The sequence below is a fragment of the Pseudomonas guariconensis genome, from assembly GCF_900102675.1.
In the GTDB taxonomy this organism is placed as follows: Bacteria; Pseudomonadota; Gammaproteobacteria; order Pseudomonadales; family Pseudomonadaceae; genus Aquipseudomonas; species Aquipseudomonas guariconensis.
The window spans coordinates 1-24,355 of the sequence record NZ_FMYX01000001.1 but is presented as its reverse complement, the minus strand read 5'-3'; the positions used below and the strand labels follow the sequence as shown (position 1 = coordinate 24,355).

The following is a 24,355-nucleotide window of genomic DNA, read 5'->3' as shown; positions in this document are numbered from 1 at the left end:
GCTGTCATACCACGGCTCAACCGCCTTCCCACCGGAGGCGTGAAGCCGAGCCATGAGTATTCTCTACGACGAACACCTGGACGGCCCCCTGCCCACCGTGGACAAGGCGGCCTTGTTGGCAGCCCTGCACGACGCCCTGCCGGATCTTCAGATCCTTCACCACGCCGAAGACCTCAAACCCTACGAATGCGATGGCCTCTCGGCCTACCGCACCGTGCCATTGCTGGTGGCATTGCCCGAGCGCCTCGACCAGGTCCAGGCACTGCTACGCCTGTGCCATCAACGCGGCGTACCGGTGGTGGCGCGCGGCGCGGGCACGGGCCTTTCCGGCGGCGCCCTGCCCCTGGCCCAGGGCATCCTGCTGGTGATGGCGCGCTTCAACCGCATCCTGGAGGTCAACCCACAAGGGCGCTATGCCAGGGTCCAGCCCGGCGTGCGCAACCTGGCGATCTCCCAGGCAGCAGCGCCTTACGGCCTATATTACGCGCCGGACCCTTCCTCGCAGATCGCCTGCTCCATCGGCGGCAACGTCGCCGAAAACGCCGGCGGCGTGCATTGCCTCAAATACGGCCTGACCGTGCACAACCTACTCAAGGTGGACATCCTCACTGTCGAAGGCGAACACCTGACCCTGGGCAGCGATGCCCTGGATTGCCCCGGCTTCGACCTGCTGGCGCTGTTCACCGGCTCCGAAGGCATGCTTGGCATCGTCACCGAAGTCACCGTCAAGCTCCTGCCCAAGCCCCAGGTCGCGCGGGTGCTGCTGGCCAGCTTCGACAGCGTCGAGAAGGCCGGCGGCGCGGTCGCCGATATCATCGCCGCCGGCATCATCCCAGGCGGCCTGGAGATGATGGACAACCTGGCCATCCGCGCCGCCGAAGACTTCATCCACGCCGGTTACCCGGTGGAGGCGGCGGCGATCCTGCTGTGCGAGCTGGACGGTGTGGAATCGGACGTGCAGGACGACTGCGAGCGCGTCGCCGCCTTGCTGCGCCAGGCCGGTGCCAGCGAGGTACGCCTGGCCTGCGACGAGGCCGAACGCGTGCGTTTCTGGGCTGGGCGCAAGAACGCCTTTCCCGCGGTGGGGCGCATTTCGCCGGACTACTACTGCATGGTCGGCACCATACCCCGCCGTGAACTGCCTGGGGTACTCAGGGGCATCGCCGAGCTGTCCCGGGAATACGGGCTGCGGGTGGCCAACGTGTTCCACGCCGGCGATGGCAACATGCACCCGCTGATCCTGTTCGACGCCAACCTGCCCGGCGAACTGGAGCGCGCCGAAGCCATCGGCGGCAAGATCCTGGAGCTGTGCGTGGCGGTCGGTGGCAGCATCACCGGCGAGCATGGCGTCGGGCGTGAAAAGATCAACCAGATGTGCGCCCAGTTCAACGCCGACGAAATCACCCTGTTCCATGCGGTCAAGGCCGCGTTCGATCCCAAAGGCCTGCTCAACCCCGGCAAGAACATCCCCACCCTGCACCGCTGCGCCGAGTTCGGCGCCCTGCACGTACACCAGGGCCAACTGCCCTTCCCTGACCTGGAGCGTTTCTGATGAATGCGGACCGCGACATGAGCCAGGACCTGCTCGAGCAAGTCAACCAAGCCCTGGCCATGGACACCCCTCTGCGCATCCAGGGCAGCAACAGCAAGGCCATGCTGGGCTGCCCTGTGACTGGCGAAATCCTCGATACCCGAAGCCACCGAGGCATCGTGCGCTACGATCCGACCGAACTGGTGCTCACCGCCCGCGCCGGCACGCCCCTGCGCGAGATCGAAGCAGTACTGCACGAAGCCGGCCAGATGCTGCCCTGCGAGCCGCCCCACCTGGGCCCGGATGCCAGCCTCGGGGGCATGGTCGCCGCAGGGTTGTCCGGGCCACGCCGGCCCTGGGCCGGGGCGGTGCGCGACTACGTGCTCGGCACGCGTGTGATCACCGGCCACGGCAAGCTGCTGCGTTTTGGCGGCGAGGTGATGAAGAACGTCGCCGGTTACGATGTCTCACGACTGATGGTCGCCAGTTTCGGCTGCCTGGGCCTGCTCACCGAGGTGTCGCTGAAAGTGCTGCCACGACCCCGTCAATGCGCGAGCCTTCGCCTGGAGATGAACACTCACCAAGCATTGCACGCACTGGCCGAATGGGGTCAGCAACCGCTGCCGATCAGCGCCGCCTGCCACGACGGCCAAGCGCTCTACCTGCGCCTGGAAGGCGGAGAAGGTTCGGTGTTGTCGGCCCGCCAGCGGCTGGGGGGGGAGGCGCTCGACAGCCGCTTCTGGGAGGACTTGCGCGAACAGCGCCTGGCCTTTTTCGACGACCCGGCGCCGCTGTGGCGACTCTCGGTACCGACCGCCACGGGCCCACTCGCGTTGCCCGGCAGGCAATTGATCGACTGGGGCGGTGCCCAGCGCTGGTTGAAGTCTTCGGCCGCGCCAGCGCAGCTACGTGCGCAACTGGCCCAGGTCGGCGGCCATGCCACGGCGTACACGCCGGGCGATGACAGCATGCCGCCGCTGCCTGCCGCACTGATGCGTTACCACCGCACGCTCAAGCAACAACTCGATCCCCAGGGCATCTTCAACCCTGGTCGCCTGTACCCAGACCTGTGAGGCTGCCATGCAAACCAACCTGAGCGAGGCCGCCAAGGCCCTGCCACGCGGCGAAGAGGCCGAACGCATTTTGCGCAGTTGCGTGCATTGCGGCTTTTGCACCGCCACCTGCCCCACCTATCAACTGCTCGGTGATGAACTCGATGGCCCGCGCGGACGCATCTACCTGATCAAGCAGGTGCTCGAAGGCGCGCCGGCCAGCGCCAGCACCCAGTTGCACCTGGACCGCTGCCTGAGCTGCCGCAATTGCGAGACCACCTGTCCATCGGGTGTCAACTACCACGACCTACTGGACATCGGCCGCCCCGTGGTCGAACGACAGGTCCCGCGCCCGCTGGGTGAGCGCCTGTTGCGCCAGGGCTTGCGCGCCGTGGTGCCGCATCCTGTGCTGTTCAAGGCCCTGACCCGTACAGGCCAGGCCCTGCGCCCGCTGTTGCCCGGCGTGCTCAAAGCCAAGCTGCCCGCACGGATCGCAGCTCCCGGCCAACGCCCGGCCCCCCACCATGCCCGTCGGGTGTTGCTGCTCGAAGGGTGCGTGCAGCCGGCCCTGTCGCCCAACACCAATGCCGCGGCCGCACGCGTGCTGGACCGCCTGGGGATCAGTGTGGAACCGGTGGCCGCAGCAGGCTGTTGTGGCGCGGTCGACTACCACCTCAACGCCCAGGAGCACGGCCTGGCCAGGGCGCGGCGCAATATCGATGCCTGGTGGCCTGCCATCGAGGCCGGCGCCCAAGCCATCGTGCAGACCGCCAGTGGTTGCGGTGCCTTCGTGCGCGACTACGGACACTTGCTGGCAAACGATCCGCGCTACGCCGCCAAGGCCGCCCGGGTCAGCGCCCTGGCCCGAGACCTGGTAGAGGTGCTGCAGGCCGAGCCCGTCGAGCGACTAGGCCTGTGTGCCGAGCAGCGTCTGGCCTTCCACTGCCCCTGCACCCTGCAGCACGCCCTGAAGCTCGGCGGTGCGGTGGAGCAGTTGCTGTCACGCCTGGGCTTTACCCTTACTCCCGTGCCGGACAGCCACCTGTGCTGCGGCTCGGCCGGCACCTACTCGCTGACCCAACCTGCGCTGTCGCGCCGCCTGCGGGACGATCGCCTCACGGCGCTGGAAAGCGGCAACCCTCAGCTCATCGCCACCGCCAACATCGGTTGCCAGGCGCACCTGGACAGCGCCGGACGCACACCGGTCCGCCATTGGATCGAGATCGTCGACGCTGCCCTGACAGACACCTAGCCGACCGCCACTTCGCGGGTAGCGCCCACAAGGTTGGCGCTGCCCTCTGCTGGAGCGGCTTTACCCGCGAAGGACTGCCCTGCAGCCCGCGCCCTTGCAGCCAACCCCACAAACCCCGAAGCTTGCCCTCTCACCCCCCGGACAACCCCATGGAACTGCACATCCGCTTGCAAGGCCGCAAAGGCCTGGCCGACCAGCTCTATCAGCAACTGCGTGCCAGCATCGACAGCGGTCACCTGGCCGCCGGCACCCAACTGCCCCCCACTCGCCTGCTCGCCGAACAACTGGGCGTGTCCCGCAAGACCGTCGCCGAAGCCTACTCGCGCCTGACCTACGACAACCTGCTCAGCGGCGTGGTCGGTCGCGGCACCTTCGTGACACCGCAACGCCCCTTGCAAGCCATCCAGGCCCAGGCCATTCCCCTGGCCGCCGCCGCGTCCGTGGCGCGCTGGCAGCAGCGGGCCACGGTGCTCTCCCAGTCCGCTCTGCAGACCCCATCGCGCTACGACTTCGTCGGTGGCGCATCGAGCAAGGCGCAGTTCCCGTTCGATCAGTGGCGCAGTTGCCTGCAGTACGCCCTGCGCCGCAGCCAGCGTCACACCCAACGCCAGTTCGACGCCCAAGGCCTGCCGGAACTTCGCGAAGCCATCGCCCACCACATCGCCTTCGCCCGTGGCGTGCATTGCAGCGCGGCCGACGTGATGGTGTGCAACGGTGCCCAGCAAGCACTGGACCTGATCGCCCGGGTGCTGATCGAACCCGGCTGCCAAGTGGCCATGGAAGACCCCGGCTATCCACCGGCGCGCCAGCTGTTCCTGGCGCTGGGCGCGCACCTGCAGTCGGTGCCGGTGGATGACGAAGGGCTGTGCGTCGAACAGATCGCCGACGGCACGCGGCTGATCTACGTGACACCGTCCCATCAGTTCCCCCTCGGCATGCCGATGAGCGAACGCCGGCGCACCGCCCTGCTGGCGCGGGCCGCCGAATTGGGGGCATTGATCATCGAGGACGACTACGACTGCGAGTTCCGCTACCAGGGGCCGGGCAGCGATGCCTTGCAGCGCCTGGACCGCCATGGGCTGGTGGCCTACGTGGGCACCTTTTCCAAGACCTTGCTGTCCGAGTTGCGCCTGGGCTACGCCGTGCTGCCTGCGAGCGTGCTACGCGCGGCATGCGTGGCCAAACACCTGACCGACTGGCACAGCCCGAGCGTGCAGCAATGGGCGCTGGCGCGGTTCATCAGCGAAGGTCACCTGAACAAGCATATCCGCCGCTGTCATGAGGTATACAGCGCCCGCCGGGAGCGAATCCTGGCCCGTCTGAGCAGCGACTTGGCGCCCTGGCTGACGGCCGTCCCGGCCAACGCCGGCTTTCACTTGAGCGCCCTGGCCAGCCCCGAGGTCGATGTGGATTTGCTGGTGAGCCTGGCGCGCAAGGTAGAGGTCGGCCTGTATTCGCTGGCCCCGTTCTACAGCGAGGCCCCGGTGCGTCCTGGGCTGTTGCTGGGCTTCGGGGCCATCGAATTGCTGGATATCGACACCGCGCTGGACCGCGTGCGCGATACCCTGCAAGGCCTCAGCTGACCGCTGCCTGGGCCGGCTGACCGGGGCGAGCGATGGCGGCGACATAGCCGTGCGGGGCGAAGCGCGCCGTGACCAGCAGCATCGCCACCACGGTGATGGTGAGCAAGGTCCAGGAAGCCTGGAAATCGCCGCTTATATCGCGCAACCAGCCCGTCAGGTAGGGAATGATCCCGGTGATGATGAACCCGATGCCCTGCACGAACGCGGCCAGGCTCCCGGCTTGAGCAGGGTCTTTGCGCAAATGTTCCAGGGTCAGGGTCAGGCTCAGGCTGAAGCACGCGCCCAGGCCTAGGCCGATCATCGCCACCCACACACCCATGGCCAAGGTCGGCGCCAGCAGCAGGCCAAGAAAGCCCCCCAACTGGATAGACAGCGCCAGCCACAGGCCCGGGCGACGGTCCGCCAGGCTGCGCAGCAACAGCGGCAGCCCCAAGGCGCCGGTGACCTGGAAGATCGTCATCAAACCAACCAGCTCACCACCCCCCTGCGCGGTACCGCCGTGCTCGATGTGGTAGGCCGGCAACCACGCCACCATGCTGGTGTAGCCGCCATTGATCAGTCCGAAGTAGCTGGCCAGCAGCCAAGCCCGGCGGTTGCCGAACCAATGCCCGCCCCCGCCACCGGCGAGTTTCGGCGTGTTGTGCCGTGGTCGCAGCGCCAGCCAGGCCAATACTGCCAGCACCGCCGGGAGCGCCCAGACGCCCAGGCCGACCTGCCAGCGCCCGGTCGCGGCACTGATGGACGGGCCAAGCACGGCCGCCAAACCACCGCCGCTCATCAACGCCGCCGAGTACAGGCCCATGGTGGTCGCCAGGCGCGTGGGGAACCAGCGATTGACCAGCCCAGGCATCATCCCTTGGACAACGGCCACGCCGAGCCCGGCCAGCACGGCACTGGCAATCAGCGCCCAGGCGCTGTCCAGTTGCAAGCGCCACAGGCACGCCAGGGCGATTGCCGCAAGGCCCATGAGCATGCCGCCATGCTCGCTCAACCAGCGGCGCAGCCAGGGTTGCAGCAATGGGATCAGGCCCATGCACAGCACCGGCAAAGCCGTCAGCAGCGCAGCCTGCTGGTAGCCCAGGCCGGTGCTTGCGCGCATGGGTTCGAGCAACGGACCGATACTGGTGAGGATCGGCCGCAGGTTCAGTGCCAGCAACAGCACCAGCAGTAGGTTCAGTGCGCCACTCATCCCTGGTGCGCCTGCTTCCATTGAATGTACAGGTCGGCCTCACCGGCGGGTTTGAGCGGCCGCAGAGGCAGGCTTTGCTGCTGGGGTGGACGAGCCATCTGGGCATACACCGCCGCGGTGGACAGCCCATAGGGCTCGCCCTCGTCGTTGTCGTAGGCGAACCAGGCGCGCTCGATGCCGCACAGGTGCATGGCAGCCAGGCACATCGGGCATGGATGACCACTGGCGTAGATCTCGGCGCCGTCCAGACGCGCCTGCCCCAGGGCTTGGGCCGCTTTGCGGATCGCCTGCATTTCCGCGTGGGTGGTCGGGTCCTGGGTGCTGTGGATTTCATTGACGGCACGCGCCAGCACTTTCCCCTGATACACCAGCACGGCGCCGAATGGCCGGCCGCCGGCCTGGATATTGGCGCGGGCCAGGTCGAGGGCTTCGCGCATGAAACGTTCATCGGACATCGTAGGAAATCTCTCGGTGCAAGACGTGTTCATTATCGCGGCTGAGCGGCGCCAGCAAAAATGAAGAGATTGGATGCAGGTCAGTGGCCCCCTGAATAGCCCATTGGCCTCCTGGCAAAGCGCAGGATTGGCTATCGGGCCGTTCGTGCCCTAGCGCTAACGTATGACCAAGGCCAGGCGCTGCCCCAGCGCCGGCAAACGTGATCCCCTTACACCGGAGTCCGCCATGCACGAACGTATCGAATGGGCCAAGCACGCCCCGCAAGCCTACAAAGCCATGATCGGCCTGGAGCAAGCCCTCGCCAACAGCGGCCTGGAAAACTCCCTGCTCGAACTGGTCCGCCTGCGCGCCTCGCAGATCAACGGCTGCGCCTATTGCGTCAACATGCACGCCAACGATGCGCGCAAGGCTGGCGAGACCGAGGCTCGCCTGCAGACCCTCTGCGCCTGGCAGGAAACACGCTATTTCACCCCACGCGAACGGGCCGCCCTGGCCTGGCTGGAATGCCTCACCCGCCTGCCCGAGCGCGGCGCGCCGCAGCCGGAGTACGAAGCCCTGCTGGAACACTTCGAGCCCGCCGAAGTCGCCAACCTGACCCTGGCCATCGCCACCATCAATGCCTGGAACCGCTTCGGCGTAGGCTTTGCCATGGTCCCGGCCTGACACCCTGCCCTGAAAACAGCCACGACAAACAACGTTCGCACCGACTGAAAGCGTGGATGTGTACCCCTAGCATCGATCACCCGATCAATAGCCCTCAGGTACCTTTCCATGCCCGCAACCCGACCCACCCGCATCGTCGGGCGTCTGCTCGGTGCGACGTTGCTTGCCAGCGCCACCCTGCATGCCGCCCCCCTGACACGCGACAACGGCGCCCCGGTTGGCGACAACCAGCATTCGCAGACCGCCGGAGCCAACGGCCCGGTATTGCTTCAGGACGTGCAGCTCATCCAGAAGCTGCAACGTTTCGACCGAGAACGTATTCCTGAACGCGTCGTCCATGCCCGTGGCACGGGTGCCCATGGTGAGTTCACCGCGTTCGAAGATCTCTCCACGCTGACCCAGGCCCGGCTGTTCACGCCGGGAGAGAAAACGCCCGTATTCGTGCGCTTTTCCTCGGTGGTTCATGGTCTGCACTCACCGGAAACCCTGCGCGACCCTCGCGGCTTCGCCACCCGTTTCTATACCAGCAGCGGCAACTGGGACCTGGTTGGCAACAACTTCCCGACTTTCTTCATCCGCGATGCGATGAAGTTCCCCGACATGGTCCACGCCTTCAAACCCGATCCACGCACCAACCTGGCCAACGACGCCCGGCGCTTCGACTTGTTCTCGCACATGCCCGAGGCCACCCGCACCCTCACCTTGCTGTACTCCAACGAGGGCACCCCCAAGAGCTACCGGCACATGGACGGCAACAGCGTACATGCCTACAAGTTCGTCAATGCCCAGGGCGACGTAACCTATGTGAAGTTCCACTGGAAGAGCCTGCAAGGCCGCGAAAACCTCGCGCCCAAGGAGGTCGAGCGTATCCAGGGCCAGGACTTCAACCACATGACCCACGACCTCGTCGCTGCCATTGGCCGTGGCGAGTTCCCCAAATGGGACCTGTACATCCAGACGCTCAAGCCCGAGCAGCTGGCGGCCTTCGACTTCGATCCGCTGGACCCGACCAAGATCTGGCCTGATGTACCGCAGCGCCGTGTCGGCCAGATGGTGCTCAACCGCAACGTAAACAACTTCTTCCAGGAAACCGAACAGGTGACGCTGGCCCCATCCAACCTGATCCCGGGCATCGAGCCTTCCGAGGATCGCCTGCTGCAAGGACGCCTGTTCTCCTACGCCGACACCCAGATGTACCGGGTCGGCGCCAATGCCGGCCGCTTGCCGATCAACCAGCCACGGGCGGCGGTGAACAACGGCAACCAGGACGCTGCCCTCGACAACGGTCGCACCCGCAGCATGGTCAACTACGAGCCCAGCCGCCTGCAGCCGCGCACCAGCACCGAGTCGGCGCGCTACAGCCAGCTACCCCTGGCTGGCAGCACCCAGCAACGCGGCATCACACGGGAGCAGAACTTCAAGCAGGCCGGTGAGCTGTACCGGTCCTACAGCAAGCAGGAGCAGCGCGACCTGGTGAACAGTTTTGGCCAGTCCCTGGCGGGGGCCGATGACGACAGCAAGCACATCATCCTGTCGTTCCTCTACAAGGCCGACCCCGACTATGGCAAGCGCGTTGCCAAGGTCGCCAAGGGTGACCTCACCCGGGTCAAGGCACTGGCACGGGAGCTGCGCGACTGACAACGCCTAGCGGGTGCGATCGGCCAATCGCGCCCGATAGCTGCCCGGACTGTAACCGGTCCATTTCTTGAAAGCGCGGTGGAAGGCGCTGGGCTCCTGGAAGCCGGTCTGCTCGGCGATTTCGGCGATGCTCAGCACACCTTCGCGCAAACGTTCGAACGCCATGGCACGGCGCACTTCATCCTTGATCTGCTGGTAGGAGCGCCCTTCGCGCTCCAGCTGCCGGCGAAAGGTGCTGGCGCTAATGCCCTGCTGCTCGGCCATGGCCTGGAGGGTCGGCCATTGGCCGTAGCGCCGGGCACGCAGATGGCGATAGACCACCGCTGCCAGGCCGTTCTGATTGCGAAAACGAATCACCAACCCCTGGGGCGCACTGCGCAGGAAGGTCTTCAGCGCGGCCAGGTCCTGCACCACCGGCAAGCGCAGGTAAGCGCTGTCGAACTCCACTTCCGTACGCCCACTGCCCAGCCGCAGGTCCGGGCCCCACAACAAGGTGTCGTCCTCCTGGGCCGGGCGCGCCACGGCCAGTTCGGTACGGTCGATCGCGATGCGCCGTCCGGCCAGCCAGCACAGCAATCCGACCACCAGCACCAGGTAGGTTTCTTCGGCGTAGACCCGCGTCAACGGATCGGTGATGCTCGACTGCACGCTGATCACCACCCGCCCGCCGCGCACCGAAAATGTACCGCGCACATCGCGCAGGAACAGCGCGAAATTGCCTAGGTATTGGCGTAAGGCCTTTTCCAGGGTGGGCTCCTGGATCAACCCCCGGCAGATCAGGGCGAAGCTGCCCAAGGGCATGCCATGGCTGTCGAGGTGGAAGAACTCATCGTTCAGCACATGGATCATTTGCAACCAGAGCTGGGCGAACGCCTTGGCCGGCACCCTGGCCTGGGGCTGCTCGAGCAGTGCCGGGTCGATCCCCACGCCGCGCAGGTAGGCATCGCGTTCGGCGGGGCGCTCGCGCAGGGCATGGAGCATGGCGTTGAGAAAGTACACCGCGACCGAATCGCTATCGCGCATGGCTGGTTTTCACTGTCTATGCTGGGTGGCAAAAAATGCCAGGTTTACTGAACAGATCCGGCATAGGCCAAGCCTGGGCGGTTGCCTAGACTCGACCCATTCCGGGAACGCCGGCCATTGTCTCAGAGCCTGTGCCGGTCCCGCCATGCCTTCGCAATCGGAGCCTTCCATGAGCAACGCAGAAATCTACGTCGTCAGTGCAGTCCGTTCGGCCATCGGTGGTTTCGGTGGGTCTCTCAAGGACCTGCCACTGGCAGACCTGGCCAGCGCCATCACCCGCGCAGCCATCGAGCGCTCGGGTGTCGCCGCCAGCGATGTCGGCCATGTGGTCATGGGTACCGTGATCCCGACCGAGCCGCGCGATGCCTACCTGAGCCGCGTCGCCTCGATGAACGCGGGCGTGCCCAAGGAAACCCCAGCCTTCAACGTCAATCGTCTGTGCGGCTCTGGCCTACAAGCCATCGTCTCGGCCGCCCAGACCCTGCTGCTGGGTGACACCGATGTGGCCCTGGCCGCTGGCGCCGAATCCATGAGCCGTGGCCCCTACCTGCTGCCGCAAGCCCGTTGGGGCGCGCGCATGGGTGACCTGCAGGGCATCGACTACACCGTCGGCGTGCTGCAAGACCCCTTCGAGCACTTCCACATGGGCATCACCGCCGAGAACGTCGCCGCCCAGCATGGCATCACGCGCGAAATGCAGGATGAACTGGCCCTGACCAGTCAGCGCCGCGCCGCCCGCGCCATCGCCGAAGGTCGCTTCGACAGCCAGATCGTCCCGATAGAGCTGAAAACCCGCAAAGGCAGCGTGCAGTTCGCCACCGACGAGCACGTGCGTGGCGAAGTGACCGCCGAGCAACTGGCCGGCATGAAGCCGGTGTTCAAGAAAGACGGCAGCGTCACCGCCGGCAACGCCAGTGGCATCAACGACGGTGCAGCCGGCCTGGTCCTGGCCACTGGCGATGCGGTTCGCCGCCTGGGCCTGAAGCCTCTGGCACGCCTGGTGGCCTACGCCCACGCTGGCGTCGAGCCGGAGCTGATGGGCCTGGGCCCGATCCCGGCCACACGCAAAGTCCTGGAAAAAGCCGGCCTGAGCATCAAGGATCTGGACGTGATCGAGTCCAACGAAGCCTTCGCCGCCCAGGCCTGCGCCGTGGCCCGCGCGCTGGACTTCGATCCAGAGAAGGTCAACCCCAATGGTTCGGGCATCTCCCTCGGCCACCCAGTCGGTGCCACCGGAGCGATCATCGCCACCAAGGCCATTCATGAACTGCAACGCACCCAGGGCCGCTATGCCCTGGCCACCATGTGCATCGGCGGCGGCCAAGGCATCGCCGTTGTCTTCGAGCGCGTCTGAGGAGCCTGAACGTGAGCATTCAACACATCGCCGTGATCGGCGCCGGCACCATGGGCAACGGTATCGCCCAGGTATGCGCGGTGGCCGGTTACCAGGTCCTGCTGATCGACGTCTCGCAGGCGGCACTGGAGCATGGCGTGGCCACCCTGGGCAAGAACCTGGAGCGTCAGGTCAACAAAGGCACACTGGAAGCCGACAAGGCCGAGGCGGCCAAGACGCGCATCCGCACCAGCACCGACTATGCCGACTTGGGCAGCGCGCAACTGGTGATCGAAGCGGCCACCGAGAACCTGGAGCTCAAGCAACGCATCCTCAAGCAGGTGGCGGCCAACGTCGCCAGCGACTGCCTGATCGCCACCAACACCTCGTCGCTGTCGGTCACTGCGCTGGCGGCCAGCATCGAGCACCCTGAGCGCTTCATTGGCGTGCACTTCTTCAACCCAGTGCCGATGATGGCCCTGGTGGAGATCATCCGCGGCCTGCAAACCAGCGACAGTACCTATGCCCAGGCACTGGTGGTCACCGAAAAGCTGGGCAAGACGCCGATCACCGCCGGCAACCGCCCGGGCTTCGTGGTCAACCGCATCCTGGTGCCGATGATCAACGAGGCGATCTTCGTCCGCCAGGAGGGCCTGGCCAGTGCCGAGGACATCGACACCGGCATGCGCCTGGGCTGCAATCAGCCGATCGGCCCGCTGGCCCTGGCCGACCTGATCGGCCTGGACACCTTGCTGGCGATCATGGAGGCCTTCCACGAGGGCTTCAACGACAGCAAGTACCGCCCTGCCCCGCTGCTCAAGGAAATGGTCGCCGCCGGCTACCTGGGCCGTAAGAGCGGTCGCGGTTTCTTCACCTACTGATCGGGAGCGAGCGCCATGCCAGTCACTGCCGCCCTACGCTGTGCGAGCTTCGAAGAGCGCCGCGACAAGGCCATGGCGCTCTTTGCCGAAAAAGGCTTTGGCCAGGTCAGCATGCGCGAGCTGGCGGCCCATGTGGGCTTGACCGCAGGCTCGCTGTATCACCATTTCCCCAGCAAGCAGGACCTTTTGTTCGACTTGATCGAGGAGCTCTATGAAGAGCTGCAGGCAACACTCGACCAGGGCCGGCGCGCCCTCGCTCGCGGCCAGGCGGTGCTGCCTTGTTTGATTGCCGCACATTGGCAATTGCACGAGGAGCGCCCCCTGCAGTTTCGTCTGGCCGAGCGCGATTTCTGCTGTTTGAGCGAAGACCAGCAAGCCCGCCTGGCCAGTACGCGGGCCCGCTACGAGAAAGGCTTGCTGCACCTGATCGCGCCACAGGCCCGGCTGCAAGGCCAGGCCTTGGCGGCCACCGGGCATGTGCTGGCCACACTGCTCAACCAACTGCCCGGACTGCTGCGCGGGCGTGAGCTGGACAGCGACCAAGGCCTGGCCTTGATGCAGAGCCTCCTGCTCGGCGCGCTGGAACGTACGCTGGGCTAGACCAGCTGGCCTGGAGTCGAGAGGTGCCAATCAGACACCAATCGGCGCATTGCCGCCTTGGTCAATGCCAGGCGTTGATTGAGCCGCCATTGTTTCACCTGCGCCTGAAGCGCATCGAACTCCTGCCGGGTCCCACCGCGGCTGGACAACTCCTGCTCTTTCTTGCGGTATTCTCGTGGCAGCTTGAGTCTGGACCCATAGGCGTGCTCAAGGTACTTGTTCCAGAAGGACTGGTTGACCATCCACAATGAAAGCGTGTCCTCGTCCTGGTTTCTCAAAATGGTTTCGCGGGCGTTCTCGACGCCTTCGTCAATGTCGCCCACCACGTCTTCGAAACGTATTTGACTGGGATGGCCCGGCAACTGCAGGTCCTTGTACAAGCGAACCCGAAATGCGAGCACCACTTCGACCTCATCCACAGGGCCACGCATGCCTGCGGCAAAACGCCTGGCATACTCCTCCAACGCGTTTTGCCGCCAAAGCTGCCCCCCCAAGCGCAGCAGCCCTGGTTCTGGATCGACTTCGTATTCATCATGCTCGGCGTCCCACGCCAGCTTTCTGTTTTCCAGGTCGACGAAACGCAACAGGGCGTTATCACCACAGTTAGGTTCTTGAGCCAGTGCCAACAAATGCTCGCTCAGCGCTTCGTCTTCCTCCATAGCGCCGAGCAGGGAGAAGATTCGATCGGCCAGGTCGCGTGCGGTTTGGTCTATCGCAAAATCCTTGGACTGCACCAGGCGCTCCAACACCCGAACGAATTCCTCGGATTCGGGATCGCTTACCAATAGATGCCAGCGATGCGCCATTTCGTCCCGGTCCTTGGCATCGATACGATCCAGCCAAAGCAAGCGCGCCGGAACCTTGCCATCATCGGGCCGATACCAGGCACCTACTTGTGTCGCCGAACGGCCGAGTGTCTTGCTTGCAAAACGCACCCTGCCTTTACCCCACAGCGGCGACTCCAGAAGTCCTTCAGGCAACACTTTGAAGTCATTGCCCATCATGTCCAGCTCATACAGTTTTTGGTGCGACTCCACGCCGATGGGCATTGCGTCCAGCTGATCGTCACGCAGTATCAACGTTGTCAGTCTCGGCATTGCTGTGATCGAAAACGGGAGTTTCAGCGGGTTGCGTGACAGATTCAGGTATTCCAATGCCGCGCACTCTTCGATCAGCTCTACCTGCGCGGCATCCAGTCGGATCTTGTTGTCGGACAGGTCGAGAATTCGCAGGAGCTCCCGCTTGCCAGTCATCTGCGGGAACCGTTTCAACTTGCAATGGGTGATTTCCACCGAGACCAGATTCGGAAAAGCATTCAGGAATCCGTCAGGAAGATCTTGGAGCGCCATCGAGCGAAAATCGATTGCGGTGACATGTGGGAAACTTATTGGCTCGGGCAGGTCCGGCAAACTGCTCACATCCAGCCCCCTGCGAGAAAACCTGTAGCGCAACCGATCCTCCAATGGCTTGGGCTGCTCGGGTATCAAGTGGCGCCAGCAGCGGATCAGTTCCTTGCGCAACTTGTAGCGCGAATTGCGCTCATAGTGGAGGAGCCCCTCTCGCTGCCAGTTCGTCAGGGTGGCGCTGAGCAGTTCGTGCTGATCCTCCAGCTGGTTGAGTACATCCTGTAGGTTGTTGCCACGGTCCCGCATGCTTCGCAGCCATTTCTGAATATCACTGTCACTGAAACTGGGGTACAGGTATCGAAGTTTGGCCACCAGAGACCTGGGGCTGCCGAAACCAAAGAGCCGCCGACCACCGCTCAACGGGTAGCCGACCCGGCCATCGTCCAGGCGAAACGGCAGCAGGAAGGAAGGTGTGGGCTGTTCCCGGCTCATCAGCTCGGCCAGCTCCTGACGGCGCGAGGCAACGTCCTTGGCCAGCGTCTCGCGAAGCTGTTGGCCGAACGGTTCGCCAATGTTCATCGCCTCTCGCTGCGCCTGGGTGAATACGTCCGCCAGTACCTCGAATAGCTCGCCGGGCTGGTCAAGCGCATGACCGCGCTCATCGCGCAATACGAACACGCCTTCCTGATGGCTGAGGTGGATGGTCTCGATGGCCTCGTTTGCAGAGCGAGGCGCCAGCAGGCCGTCCCCGTCGGACAGCACCCAGTGCCGGCCCTGCGGCGCACCTGGCAAATTATCGATCAGCTTGATGACGCCACGGGCCATATCGAGCGTCTGCGGCGTGTCGATGAATAGCCCCTCGAATACCCGCGCCACCCGGATACGCATCGCTCGTTGTCGGGCAACCTGGGCCATCGGCAAGGGTACCCGCCCGGTCTGAACCAGCAATTCACGGTCTCCATCGCTCGCCTCGCTCAGGAGCTGCTCGGCAGCAAGCCGATGCAGGCTGGGGAAGTCCCTGCGCAATGCCTGCACCGAAGCATCTTCGCTGACGTTGCTCTTGTCGTAGAGGTTCTGAAACAAGACCCGTCGCTGCTCCCAGACCACCTCCGCCAGGGCTTCGCCCTCCAGCCCGGCTACACCCGGTAGCTCCAGCACCTCTTCGAGCAGCGCCGGGTCGATCACATTCCGGCCTTCCTGCAGGCGATCCTTGACCTCAACGATACGATTGGCCAGCACGAAGCGGTTCACCGTATCGGTCAGTTCTGCCTCGGGTACATTGGCAAAGACATGCACAGCCCGCAGGTGGTCTTCCTCGAGGCCGTGGGCCAGCAGGACTTGCCCAATCTGCTTATCGCTCAGGCTTGCATACGCGACGCCAAGCCTGCGAAACATGCGCTCGGTGCCTCGCCATTCCGCGGGCCGTTCGCTCCACAGCCGCCAGGCACCAGCACCATTGTGTTCGAGCAGTGGGGCATGATTTTCGTAAGGTTCCAGGTACCAATCTTCGCTTTCGGTTTGGTACACCGGGTAGTAATACCCTTCCATTTCGATCCACGATTGCTCGCCCAGGCGGTAGATCCCGCTTTGATCGACAATCGCCTGCGCAGGTGGCGGTTCGCTGACGTAAGGCGCCAGATCCTGGTTCCAGAGTTTTTCGCTGCCATCTTCAAGCATCGCAGGTACCAGCCCGTCCACCAGGACACTGCGCGTCCACAGCGTTCGCGCCGCCGCCACTCCGACAGCCGTGGCCCCCAGCAGGGCCACGTCCTTGCCTACGTTCACCAAATGGTCCAGAGCCGCATTGGTGTCCCCCTCCCGCCAGTCCTTGACCGACTGGAATACCTCGCTGAGCAGCTCCCAGGCCATCACCGCCAACAACGCCGCGCCGATCGCCGGGATGAACAGCCCTGCGAGCGCCAACAGGGCCATCCCTTGCGCATGCCGACGCTCGCTCTTGGCCAACGCGACATCGCCATCGATGCGCGCAACAGGTGTGGCGAACACGGCCGCGTCGTCCTTGATTTGCTGGATGCGCATCGTCGCCAAATGGTCGAACAAGGGCGTCGGGTAGACCTTCATGTGCTGGTCCAACTCCCGCGTGGCCCAGTCCGCCACATCGCCCACCCGCTGTTGGACAGCGGCAAAGAATCCGGCGCGGTCGCGCTGAAGGACGAACCGCTCGAAGAACTGCCGGTAATCGTCCTTGCGCAGGCGCTTGCCCAGAATCTTCCTGGCGAAGCCTTCCAGGTTCTTGGCGACGCACCAGGCACCTAGTCGGTCCCCTGGGATATACACCAGCACCCGCTTGCTGCTGTTGAGCAGCAAGCCTTCGTCGATCACGTCCAACACCACGATCTGCTGAAGGTGACAGTTGAATGCCTTGAGCTGCTTGGCGACCACCGGTGCGCCTTCGAGCCGCCCGAGCTTGCCGTCGGTATACAAGCCGATGATCAGTTCGAGTTCGGCGTCCCTGAGTACACCCTCGGCATGGGCCTTGAAGGCGTCCACCAGCAGGTTTGAGCGGTATTGCGCCTTGAGCAAGGCTTTGCAGCTCTGCATGTCTTTGAGCTCTTTGGCCTCAAGCACTGCTTCAAGATGGCTCTGGTACTGTCCCCCCAAGTCCAGGTCACGGCAGAACGTGGCGAATGCCGGCACCGAGGGTGTCGTGAGCGCGGCCCCCGGCCCATCGACCAGCGTGTTACGCGCATGCTGCCCGCCCTCGGCAGCCTGAGCCTTGCTGAAATTGGACATTGCTGCGCTGAGCAACGACACGTCGAAGTAGTCGCTCGCCGGCGTCGGGTAATGGCTGGTGTAGTAACTGTGCTCGGGGCTCGTGTAGGTGTACCACTGGCGCAGGAAGTGCTGCTTTGCATCCAGACCGGCGTTGAATTTCTCTTGCAGCGCGGTGTTCAGGCGCGTGATGCAGAAGCTGTCGAGGCTTTCAATCTTGCTCCAACACTTGGCCAATTGCCGACGACTCTGCAGGCCGTTGACCAACGCCTCCCGCAGGAGCGTGAAATCAGAAACCCGAACCTTGCCCATCCAATCAGGCAGGCGCTTGGCAATCAGTTGATCCTGGAACTGCTGCGCAATGGCCATCATGTCCATGGCCGTCGATTGCGCGTTGTCACTGACGTTTCCCATACCGCGAATTCCCTCACCGATAAACGAAGCGGTGAGGCTAGAGAGGACGGTACAGGTACACGCGTTAAATAGTTACGTCTGGTGTGTCAGCGACTAAAGGCTCACGCCCAACGCCTGCCGCAATCGATCGGCACGTGCATCATCGACCGCGCCAACCAGGGCAAAATTGTAGGCACCATGAGACCAGTAGCGCGCTTCGAGCTGCCCCTCAGTCCGTTGCCCGCTGGGCATACGTGCAAAGCGCTCGCTGGGCGAGCGCAGGAACAAGCTGATCCGCTCACCCTTGTTGTCCTGAAACACCAGCAGCGCCGCCGGGCCTTGTTCGTTGCTCAGCAGCCGGGCGCCCACCGGCTGGAACCCGTAGGCGCCAAGGTCCGGCAACTGCCCGACGCGGTCGAAATGGCGCTCGAGCCAGGCCTGCAAGAGCTGTGGGTCGCCGGCCTGGACATCCAGCTTGGTTCCACCTGCGAACAGGCGATGGGCCTGTACGGCGTCGGCCATCGGCAAGATATCGGCCACCAGCGTCGCCTCGCGGGCCTGCCACCCTCCGAAACCTCCCACGCCCAGCGCCAGAAGCAGCAACGCAGCCGATGCCCACTGCCGCTGGCGACGCTGACGCAAGCGCCGCTTTAACTGCCCAAGATCCAGGTCGGTCGTGGTGGTGGCCTGCCCGAATCCGGCCAGGGCCGCGCGCAGGCGCCGGGCGTCGTTGCGCCAGGCCTCCACCTGCGCCGCCTCCTGCGGATTGGCTGCCAGCCAGGCGTGCACCTGGGCTCTGCGCACCGGGTCGAGCCGGTCATCGATGTAGGCATGCAGCTCATGTTCGGTGGGGATCAACGGGGTCATTTCAGTCTCCGCAAGGCTGGGGGCGTCGGGTCGCCCTCGGTCAGGTCGCGCAGGGCGGCTCGGGCGCGTGACAGGCGCGACATGACCGTACCGATGGGGATGCCCAGGGCTTGGGCGGCCTCTTTGTAGCTCAACCCTTCGACGCTCACCAGCAACAGCAAGGCGCGCTGTTCCGTGGACAGCCGGGCGAAGGCCGCAAGGTCGGCATGGGCCATGACGATGCGCTCGGTTTCGCCGCCCAGCGCTTCTTCCTGGCCACGGCCGAACCAGGCCAGCCAGCGGGCATGCAGGCGCTCGCGGCGCTTGCCGTCGAGAAACAGGCGATAAAGGATGGTGAACAGCCAGGCGCGCAGGCTGTCGGCGTCACGCTGCTGCCCGCTGCGGCGCAAGGCGCGCTCGATGGTAGCCTGGACCAGATCGTCGGCGCTGCCAGACTCACGGCACAGCCACAACGCGAAGCGGCGCAGCCGCTGCAGCAGTTCGCGCCATTGTTGTTCATCCAGGTCGTGCATGGTCAGGTCCCGGGCCCTTTGATGGTCAGTCTAAGGGGGCAGACGCACTGGCACGACATTTATTCCCATAGCGGGAATAAATCTCTGGCCGGCCCGTCGTACCGGCTCATTCACTGCGTGGAACCTGACCATGACCACTTCTCTGCACGGCCCGGCCAAGGCCTTGCGCCTGGCGGCCATCGGCGCGGCCCTGCTGGCCGTGGGCGCCGGCTTTGCCTATGCCGCCGGCTGGATCGGTGCCCCGGCGCTGACGCCCCAACGCATCATCGACACCTTCGAAGCCCAGGCCGGCCATTACCCCGGCTATCGCAAGAACCACGCCAAAGGCCTGTGCGTGAGCGGCTACTTCCAGAGCAGCGGACTGGCCGAGCCGTTGTCCAGTGCGCGGGTGTTCAGCCAGCCCCGCGTGCCAGTCGTTGGCCGCTTCGCCATCGGTGGCGCCAACCCGTTCGCCCCGGACACCAGCATTCCGGTACGCAGCCTGGCGCTGCAATTCAGCACCGATGACGGGCAGATCTGGCGGACCGGCATGAACAATCCGCCTGTGCTGGCAATCGGCACGCCGCAAGCGTTCTACGAGCAAGTCCTGGCCATGGCGCCAACCCCTGCCACCGGCAAGCCCGACCCTGCAAAGATGCAGGCCTTCTTCGCGGCCCACCCCGAAAGCGCGGCCTTCCGTCAATGGGCCGCCACCTACAAACCCAGCGACAGCTTCGCCAGCACCCAATACCACAGCATCAATGCCTTCCTGCTCAAGGATCGCGGCGGCATCAGCCATCCGGTGCGCTGGCAGCTGGAACCGCAAACCCCGTTCGTAGCGCTGCCGACGCAAATCGATGACAAGCAGTTCCTGCAGCACGACCTGCAGCGACGCCTGGCGCAAGGCCCGCTGCGCTGGACGCTGCGCCTGGTGCTTGCCGAACCCGGCGACCCAGTGGATGACGCCTCTCGCCCCTGGCCGGCCGAGCGGCGCAGCATCGAGGCCGGCACCCTTGTCGTCGAACAGGTCGATGCGCCCGAACAAGGCGCGTGCCGTGACATCAACTTCGACCCGCTGATCCTGCCCAAGGGCATCGAGCCCTCCGCCGACCCGATCCTGGCCGCTCGTTCGGCCGCGTACTCGGAGTCTTTCAACCGCCGCAGCCGCGAGTCTCTCGCTACCGGAGCACGCCCATGACCGTCACCGTCTTCCATCCCCTCGCCCGACTGGTGCATTGGCTGATGGCCGTGCTGATCCTGGCGATGCTGTTCATCGGCGTGAGCATGGTCGGCGACCTGTCGCCACGCCATCCGCTGCTGGTCGAGTTGCACAAGGCCACGGGGCTGACCTTGCTGGTGTTGGTGGTGCTGCGCATCGCCCTGCGCCTGACCCTACCTCACCCACCGCTGCCCAGGGACATTCCGCCCGTTCAGCGCCTGGCCGCCGGTGCTTCCCACCTGCTGCTGTATGGCCTGATGCTAGCCATGCCGCTGCTTGGCTGGGCCATGCTCTCGGCCGGCGACTACCCGCGCCCACTGCAACTGCCGGCCATCGCCCCCCATGACCTGCAGCTGTACGCGGTGTTGCGCCAGGCTCACGGCTGGGCTGGCTACCTGTTATTCGCCACCATCCTGGTGCACCTGGGTGCTGCGTTGATGCACGCTTGGGTGCGTCGGGACGGCGTATTGCGTAGCATGTGGCCTGGCCCAGTGCGCCGCAGCGAATGAGCGCTGTGGGCAAGTTTGGCCCCTGACCTCCAACCGACTGGACTGCCCATGACCGCTGCAAAGGACCCTGCTGCCCTGATTCCCCCTGCGACCTTGGATCTGCGCCCGCTGCTGCTGATCAGCGGCGCGTGCACCCTGTCGATGATGGCGTTCGTGGCACTGATCGGCCCGATCGCCCGCCAGCTGGGCATGGCTACCTGGCAGGCAGGTGCAGCAGTGACCGTGGCAGGGGTGGTCTGGGTACTGCTGGCCCGGCCTTGGGGGCGCGCCGCCGACCGCTATGGCCGCAGACGCATCCTGTTGCTGGGCAGCGCGGGCTTCACGCTTTCGTATTGGTCGCTGTGCCTGTTCATCGACGGTGCACTGCGCTGGATGCCTGGGGCGACCCTGGCCTTCATCGGCCTGATGCTCACTCGCGGTCTGATCGGTGCGTTCTATGCAGCACTACCGGTAGGGGCCAACGCCCTGATCGCCGACCATGTCGAACCCCAACGCCGGGCGCGGGCCATGGCTTCGCTGGGCGCAGCCAACGCCGTCGGCCTGGTCCTGGGGCCGGCCTTGGCGGCCTTGCTGGCTCGCCACAGCCTGAGCATGCCGTTCTATGTCATGTCGCTGTTGCCGGCGAGCGCTTTCTTCGTGCTGCTGTTCAAACTCAAACCACAACCCTTGGCACATGGCCATGCGCCTAGCCCGGTGCGGCTGCGCGATCCGCGCCTGCGTCGCCCGTTGCTGGTGGCCTTCAGCGCCATGTTCAGCGTGACGGTCTCGCAGATCACCGTGGGCTTCTTTGCCCTCGACCGCCTGCACCTGGCCGCGGTCGAGGCTGCCCAGGCCGCGGGCATCGCCCTCACCTGCGTAGGTGTCGCGCTGATACTGGCCCAGGTACTGCTGCGCAAGCTCGAGTGGCCGCCGCTGAAGATGATCCGCGTGGGCGCCACAGTCTCGGCATTGGGGTTTGCCAGCGCCGCCCTGGCGAACACCGCGCCTTGGCTGTGGGGGGCATTCTTCGTGGCAGCCGCTGGCATGGGGTTTGTCTTCCCGGCGTTTTCGGCACTGGCGGCCAACGCCATGCATGCCACCGAACAAGGCGCCACCGCAGGTTCCATCGGCGCGGCCCAGGGCATGGGCGCAGTGCTCGGTCCGCTGGCCGGCACGCTGGTCTATGCGGTTGATCCAGCCCTGCCCTTCGCGGCGGTCGCTGTGCTGTTGCTGCTGGTCGGGCTATGGCCGACACCCGCCGATAAACGTCACTGACAAGCACAGCGCGTTGCTGTCCAGAGTGTGCTTTAATGCGTCGCCCATTATTTTTGACACCTCTCTATCTAACAAGGCGGCTATGGACACGGGGACACGACTCAAACTGGTGCGTGAACGCAACAACCTCTCCCAGCGGGAGCTGGCCCGCCGTAGCGGCCTGACCAACTCGACGATCTCGCAGATCGAGCAGAATCGCGTCAGCCCGTCGGTCAGCTCCCTTAAAAAGCTGCTCGAAGGCATCCCCATGTCCCTGGCGGAATTCTTCAGCTTCGATGAGCCGGTGCGCGAAGAGCGCTATGTGTTCCGCGGCGGCGAGCAACCCGACCTGGGCCGCAATGGCCTGCGCATGCTGTTGGTCGGCGCCAGCGTCCCCGGCCGGCAAATGCGCATGCTGCGCGAGCTCTACGCACCGGGCGCCGATTCGGGCGAACCGATCGTGCACTCCGAAGGCGAAGAATGTGGCCTGGTCACCCGTGGCACCATCGAGCTGTGGGTCGATGGCCAGGTAAGTGTCCTCAATGCAGGCGATGGCTACTACATCCCCACCACCCTACCGCACAGTTTCAAGAACATCGGCCCGGACGAGGCCGAGATCATCAGCGCCAACACCCCGGCCAACTTCTGATCCGCCGTGCTGCCGCCCAACAGCCGAGAAGCCTGCCAACGCCTGCGTGACGCCGCTCTGGGTATCCATGCGCTGCAGGTGTTGGCCCGCACACCCGAGGGGCAGGTCGATGTACGCATCGACGGCTGGCAGCTGCGCTTGCTGCTGGACGCCGATGGCCTGGTCCAGTGCAGCCATTGCCGCACGCCCGACGGCCATGAAGCCGGCCTGCAAGATTGGCACCGCTATGGCACCAACCCCACCGATCTGCTGAGTATCTGGGAGCGTGGCCGCATCGAGCAGCTCCTGGCCACGGGAATCTCTGAATGAAGCGCATCAGCCTGTTGCTCGGCCTGGCGCTCGCCTTGCCGGCCCTGGCCGAAAACACTTGCCCGCCTGGGCAGTACCAGGTGTGCCTGATGGGCTGTTTCTGCGCACCGATCGACCCAGGCCAGGCCGGCCAGGTACTCAAGGACGTCGAACTCATGGCCTCCGGTAGCCTGGCCTTCGCTCTGCGCCAAGCTCGCGACGAAGCCACCGCCAACGGCACCGAGCCGATTCCCCTGCACATCCGCGCCCAACTCGAGCCCTGGTATGACTTTGCCGTGCTCGATGCAGCGCGTTATCGGGTGGGAGACGAGCAGCAGGTCAGCGCGGCCAATGCCCTGCTGCAAAACCCGGACGTGAACGCGGTGACCCTGATCGACACGATCATCTTCCGCCACGCCCAAGACGCCGAGGACAACGTGGCGCTCTGGGCTCATGAACTCAAGCATGTGCAGCAGTACCAGGACCTGGGGGTGGAGGAATTTGCCCGGCGGTACACCCGCAACTACGAGGACCTGGAAGGGCCGGCCTACAAGATCGAGGCCGAGGTCGCCAAGGCACTGCGACAAAAACAGTCAGGGCAGGCGCGTTGAACATACCTGCCGTCTCAGCAGGTCACTTCATCTGCCAAGAGTGTTCCACGCCGTTAAGCACTTTTTTGTCGAATGCGAGCATTGTCCCACTGGTGCAGCCACCTACCTTGGGCCTACCCATACCACCATCGGCTTTTTCAAGTTAACAATCCGTAATTTCTTACAGATCAAACGCATAACGCCTTGTATTTTTCGCGCCCTGAAAATACTAAGGGACATTCGATATGCTCGTACTTCTCAATCATTCAAGCGCCTTCAGATAAGTAGAACTCCGCTGCTTTGCTGAAAAGGCCGCTTACTTCATTTCTGTTGCCAACTTCAACTTACCGCCCCCTTTGTGCGGGTAACCAAGTATTTAGGCACGCCTGAATGAAATATGGGTTCCACGGCCTTTTCGTAGCGAAGTTACGTAACTCTTGCCCACGTGACTTTCATGAAAAACCAACCTATTTATTCCGGTACCTCTTTGGGCATCCGCTGGATGGCCTGGCTCAACATCGGCGTCCAGGCGGTCCTTCCGTTGACCCTGGCATTGGCCACGCCTTCAGCCAGTGCCGCCCCCACCACTGAACCGGCCAAGCGATCACCCGCGCCTTCCCGTCTTCACACCTTCGCCATGGGTGACACCCTGGCCTCGATCGCCACCCAATACGCCGCCACCATCGCCACCCTGCGCAGCCTCAACCCCGGCCGCGACCTCGATACCCTCAAGCCCGGCGATCGCTTGGTCGTACCCTCGGCCGCCGCGCACCCGCTGCCGAAGCTGAACTCGCCCGACCCACAGGCCTCCACCGACGCCCAGGACGAACAGGCCC

General features: G+C 64.6%; 22 protein-coding genes. 16 read left to right on the top strand and 6 right to left on the bottom strand.

Annotated features, from left to right (window positions below):
• Positions 1-52 precede the first annotated feature (52 nt).
• The 4 genes from glcD to pdxR all read left to right on the top strand — a co-directional run bounded on the left by glcD (position 53) and on the right by pdxR (position 5,418).
• Entirely contained in the window at positions 53-1,552 is a 1,500-nt protein-coding gene (glcD, locus tag BLS27_RS00110; RefSeq protein WP_090342166.1) for a glycolate oxidase subunit GlcD, read from the top strand.
• The gene (gene glcE, locus BLS27_RS00105) at positions 1,552-2,604 is read left to right on the top strand and encodes a glycolate oxidase subunit GlcE (protein ID WP_090342162.1); all 1,053 of its coding nucleotides are present in this window, start codon (positions 1,552-1,554) and stop codon (positions 2,602-2,604) included. The genes glcD and glcE overlap by 1 nt, the downstream gene beginning before the upstream one ends.
• 7 nt (positions 2,605-2,611) lie before the next feature.
• Positions 2,612-3,835 (top strand): glycolate oxidase subunit GlcF, encoded by a 1,224-nt coding sequence (gene glcF, locus BLS27_RS00100; RefSeq protein ID WP_090342158.1) that lies wholly within the window; start codon positions 2,612-2,614, stop codon positions 3,833-3,835.
• A gap of 149 nt (positions 3,836-3,984) precedes the next feature.
• Complete coding sequence (gene pdxR, locus BLS27_RS00095; protein ID WP_043214775.1) at positions 3,985-5,418, top strand: MocR-like pyridoxine biosynthesis transcription factor PdxR; 1,434 nt, start codon at positions 3,985-3,987, stop codon at positions 5,416-5,418.
• Here the strand turns inward: pdxR and BLS27_RS00090 are convergent.
• Together BLS27_RS00090 and BLS27_RS00085 are read right to left on the bottom strand one after the other, a co-directional pair.
• Positions 5,411-6,607, bottom strand: coding sequence for a cyanate transporter (locus tag BLS27_RS00090; protein WP_090342155.1), 1,197 nt, complete (start codon positions 6,605-6,607; stop codon positions 5,411-5,413). The genes pdxR and BLS27_RS00090 overlap by 8 nt on opposite strands.
• Positions 6,604-7,062, bottom strand: a complete 459-nt coding sequence (locus tag BLS27_RS00085; RefSeq protein ID WP_090342152.1) for a nucleoside deaminase — start codon at positions 7,060-7,062, stop codon at positions 6,604-6,606. Before BLS27_RS00085 ends, BLS27_RS00090 begins: the two co-directional genes overlap by 4 nt.
• 226 nt (positions 7,063-7,288) lie before the next feature.
• Between BLS27_RS00085 and BLS27_RS00080 the strand changes: the two genes are divergently transcribed.
• Both BLS27_RS00080 and BLS27_RS00075 read left to right on the top strand, forming a co-directional pair.
• Complete coding sequence (locus BLS27_RS00080; protein ID WP_070575245.1) at positions 7,289-7,726, top strand: carboxymuconolactone decarboxylase family protein; 438 nt, start codon at positions 7,289-7,291, stop codon at positions 7,724-7,726.
• A 108-nt stretch (positions 7,727-7,834) separates the two neighbouring features.
• Positions 7,835-9,364 carry a catalase gene (locus tag BLS27_RS00075; RefSeq protein WP_090342149.1) on the top strand — a complete coding sequence of 510 codons (1,530 nt, stop codon included), beginning with the start codon at positions 7,835-7,837 and terminating at the stop codon, positions 9,362-9,364.
• A 6-nt stretch (positions 9,365-9,370) separates the two neighbouring features.
• Here BLS27_RS00075 and BLS27_RS00070 read toward each other — a convergent pair whose 3' ends face one another.
• Positions 9,371-10,387, bottom strand: coding sequence for an AraC family transcriptional regulator (locus tag BLS27_RS00070; RefSeq protein WP_043214767.1), 1,017 nt, complete (start codon positions 10,385-10,387; stop codon positions 9,371-9,373).
• 169 nt (positions 10,388-10,556) lie between these two features.
• Between BLS27_RS00070 and BLS27_RS00065 the strand changes: the two genes are divergently transcribed.
• From BLS27_RS00065 to BLS27_RS00055, 3 genes are read left to right on the top strand one after another with little or no spacing between them, the layout of a single operon-like run.
• Entirely contained in the window at positions 10,557-11,741 is a 1,185-nt protein-coding gene (locus tag BLS27_RS00065; protein ID WP_043214765.1) for an acetyl-CoA C-acyltransferase family protein, read from the top strand.
• An 11-nt stretch (positions 11,742-11,752) separates the two neighbouring features.
• Entirely contained in the window at positions 11,753-12,601 is an 849-nt protein-coding gene (locus BLS27_RS00060; RefSeq protein WP_090342147.1) for a 3-hydroxybutyryl-CoA dehydrogenase, read from the top strand.
• A 15-nt stretch (positions 12,602-12,616) separates the two neighbouring features.
• Complete coding sequence (locus BLS27_RS00055; protein ID WP_090342144.1) at positions 12,617-13,201, top strand: TetR/AcrR family transcriptional regulator; 585 nt, start codon at positions 12,617-12,619, stop codon at positions 13,199-13,201.
• On the opposite strand, the gene BLS27_RS00050 is transcribed toward BLS27_RS00055, so the two are convergent.
• The 3 genes from BLS27_RS00050 to BLS27_RS00040 all read right to left on the bottom strand — a co-directional run bounded on the left by BLS27_RS00050 (position 13,198) and on the right by BLS27_RS00040 (position 19,052).
• Positions 13,198-17,694, bottom strand: coding sequence for an NEL-type E3 ubiquitin ligase domain-containing protein (locus BLS27_RS00050; RefSeq protein WP_090342142.1), 4,497 nt, complete (start codon positions 17,692-17,694; stop codon positions 13,198-13,200). The two genes, BLS27_RS00055 and BLS27_RS00050, sit on opposite strands and share 4 nt — an antisense overlap.
• Before the next feature lie 93 nt (positions 17,695-17,787).
• Entirely contained in the window at positions 17,788-18,540 is a 753-nt protein-coding gene (locus tag BLS27_RS00045) for an anti-sigma factor family protein (RefSeq protein WP_090342139.1), read from the bottom strand.
• Positions 18,537-19,052 (bottom strand): sigma-70 family RNA polymerase sigma factor, encoded by a 516-nt coding sequence (locus BLS27_RS00040; protein ID WP_043214755.1) that lies wholly within the window; start codon positions 19,050-19,052, stop codon positions 18,537-18,539. The genes BLS27_RS00045 and BLS27_RS00040 overlap by 4 nt, the downstream gene beginning before the upstream one ends.
• 124 nt (positions 19,053-19,176) lie before the next feature.
• Between BLS27_RS00040 and BLS27_RS00035 the strand changes: the two genes are divergently transcribed.
• From BLS27_RS00035 to BLS27_RS00005, 7 genes are all read left to right on the top strand, one after another.
• Positions 19,177-20,229, top strand: coding sequence for a catalase family peroxidase (locus BLS27_RS00035; protein WP_090342137.1), 1,053 nt, complete (start codon positions 19,177-19,179; stop codon positions 20,227-20,229).
• Positions 20,226-20,759, top strand: a complete 534-nt coding sequence (locus BLS27_RS00030; RefSeq protein ID WP_043214752.1) for a cytochrome b — start codon at positions 20,226-20,228, stop codon at positions 20,757-20,759. Before BLS27_RS00035 ends, BLS27_RS00030 begins: the two co-directional genes overlap by 4 nt.
• A gap of 48 nt (positions 20,760-20,807) precedes the next feature.
• Positions 20,808-22,013, top strand: a complete 1,206-nt coding sequence (locus tag BLS27_RS00025; RefSeq protein ID WP_090342134.1) for an MFS transporter — start codon at positions 20,808-20,810, stop codon at positions 22,011-22,013.
• 82 nt (positions 22,014-22,095) lie between these two features.
• Positions 22,096-22,641 (top strand): cupin domain-containing protein, encoded by a 546-nt coding sequence (locus BLS27_RS00020; RefSeq protein ID WP_043214747.1) that lies wholly within the window; start codon positions 22,096-22,098, stop codon positions 22,639-22,641.
• A gap of 6 nt (positions 22,642-22,647) precedes the next feature.
• Entirely contained in the window at positions 22,648-22,950 is a 303-nt protein-coding gene (locus BLS27_RS00015) for a DUF7693 family protein (protein ID WP_324724601.1), read from the top strand.
• Positions 22,947-23,540, top strand: a complete 594-nt coding sequence (locus BLS27_RS00010; RefSeq protein WP_090342131.1) for an eCIS core domain-containing protein — start codon at positions 22,947-22,949, stop codon at positions 23,538-23,540. Before BLS27_RS00015 ends, BLS27_RS00010 begins: the two co-directional genes overlap by 4 nt.
• A 433-nt stretch (positions 23,541-23,973) precedes the next feature.
• Positions 23,974-24,355: LysM peptidoglycan-binding domain-containing protein (locus tag BLS27_RS00005; RefSeq protein ID WP_139205727.1), on the top strand; the 382-nt coding region annotated here is incomplete at its 3' end.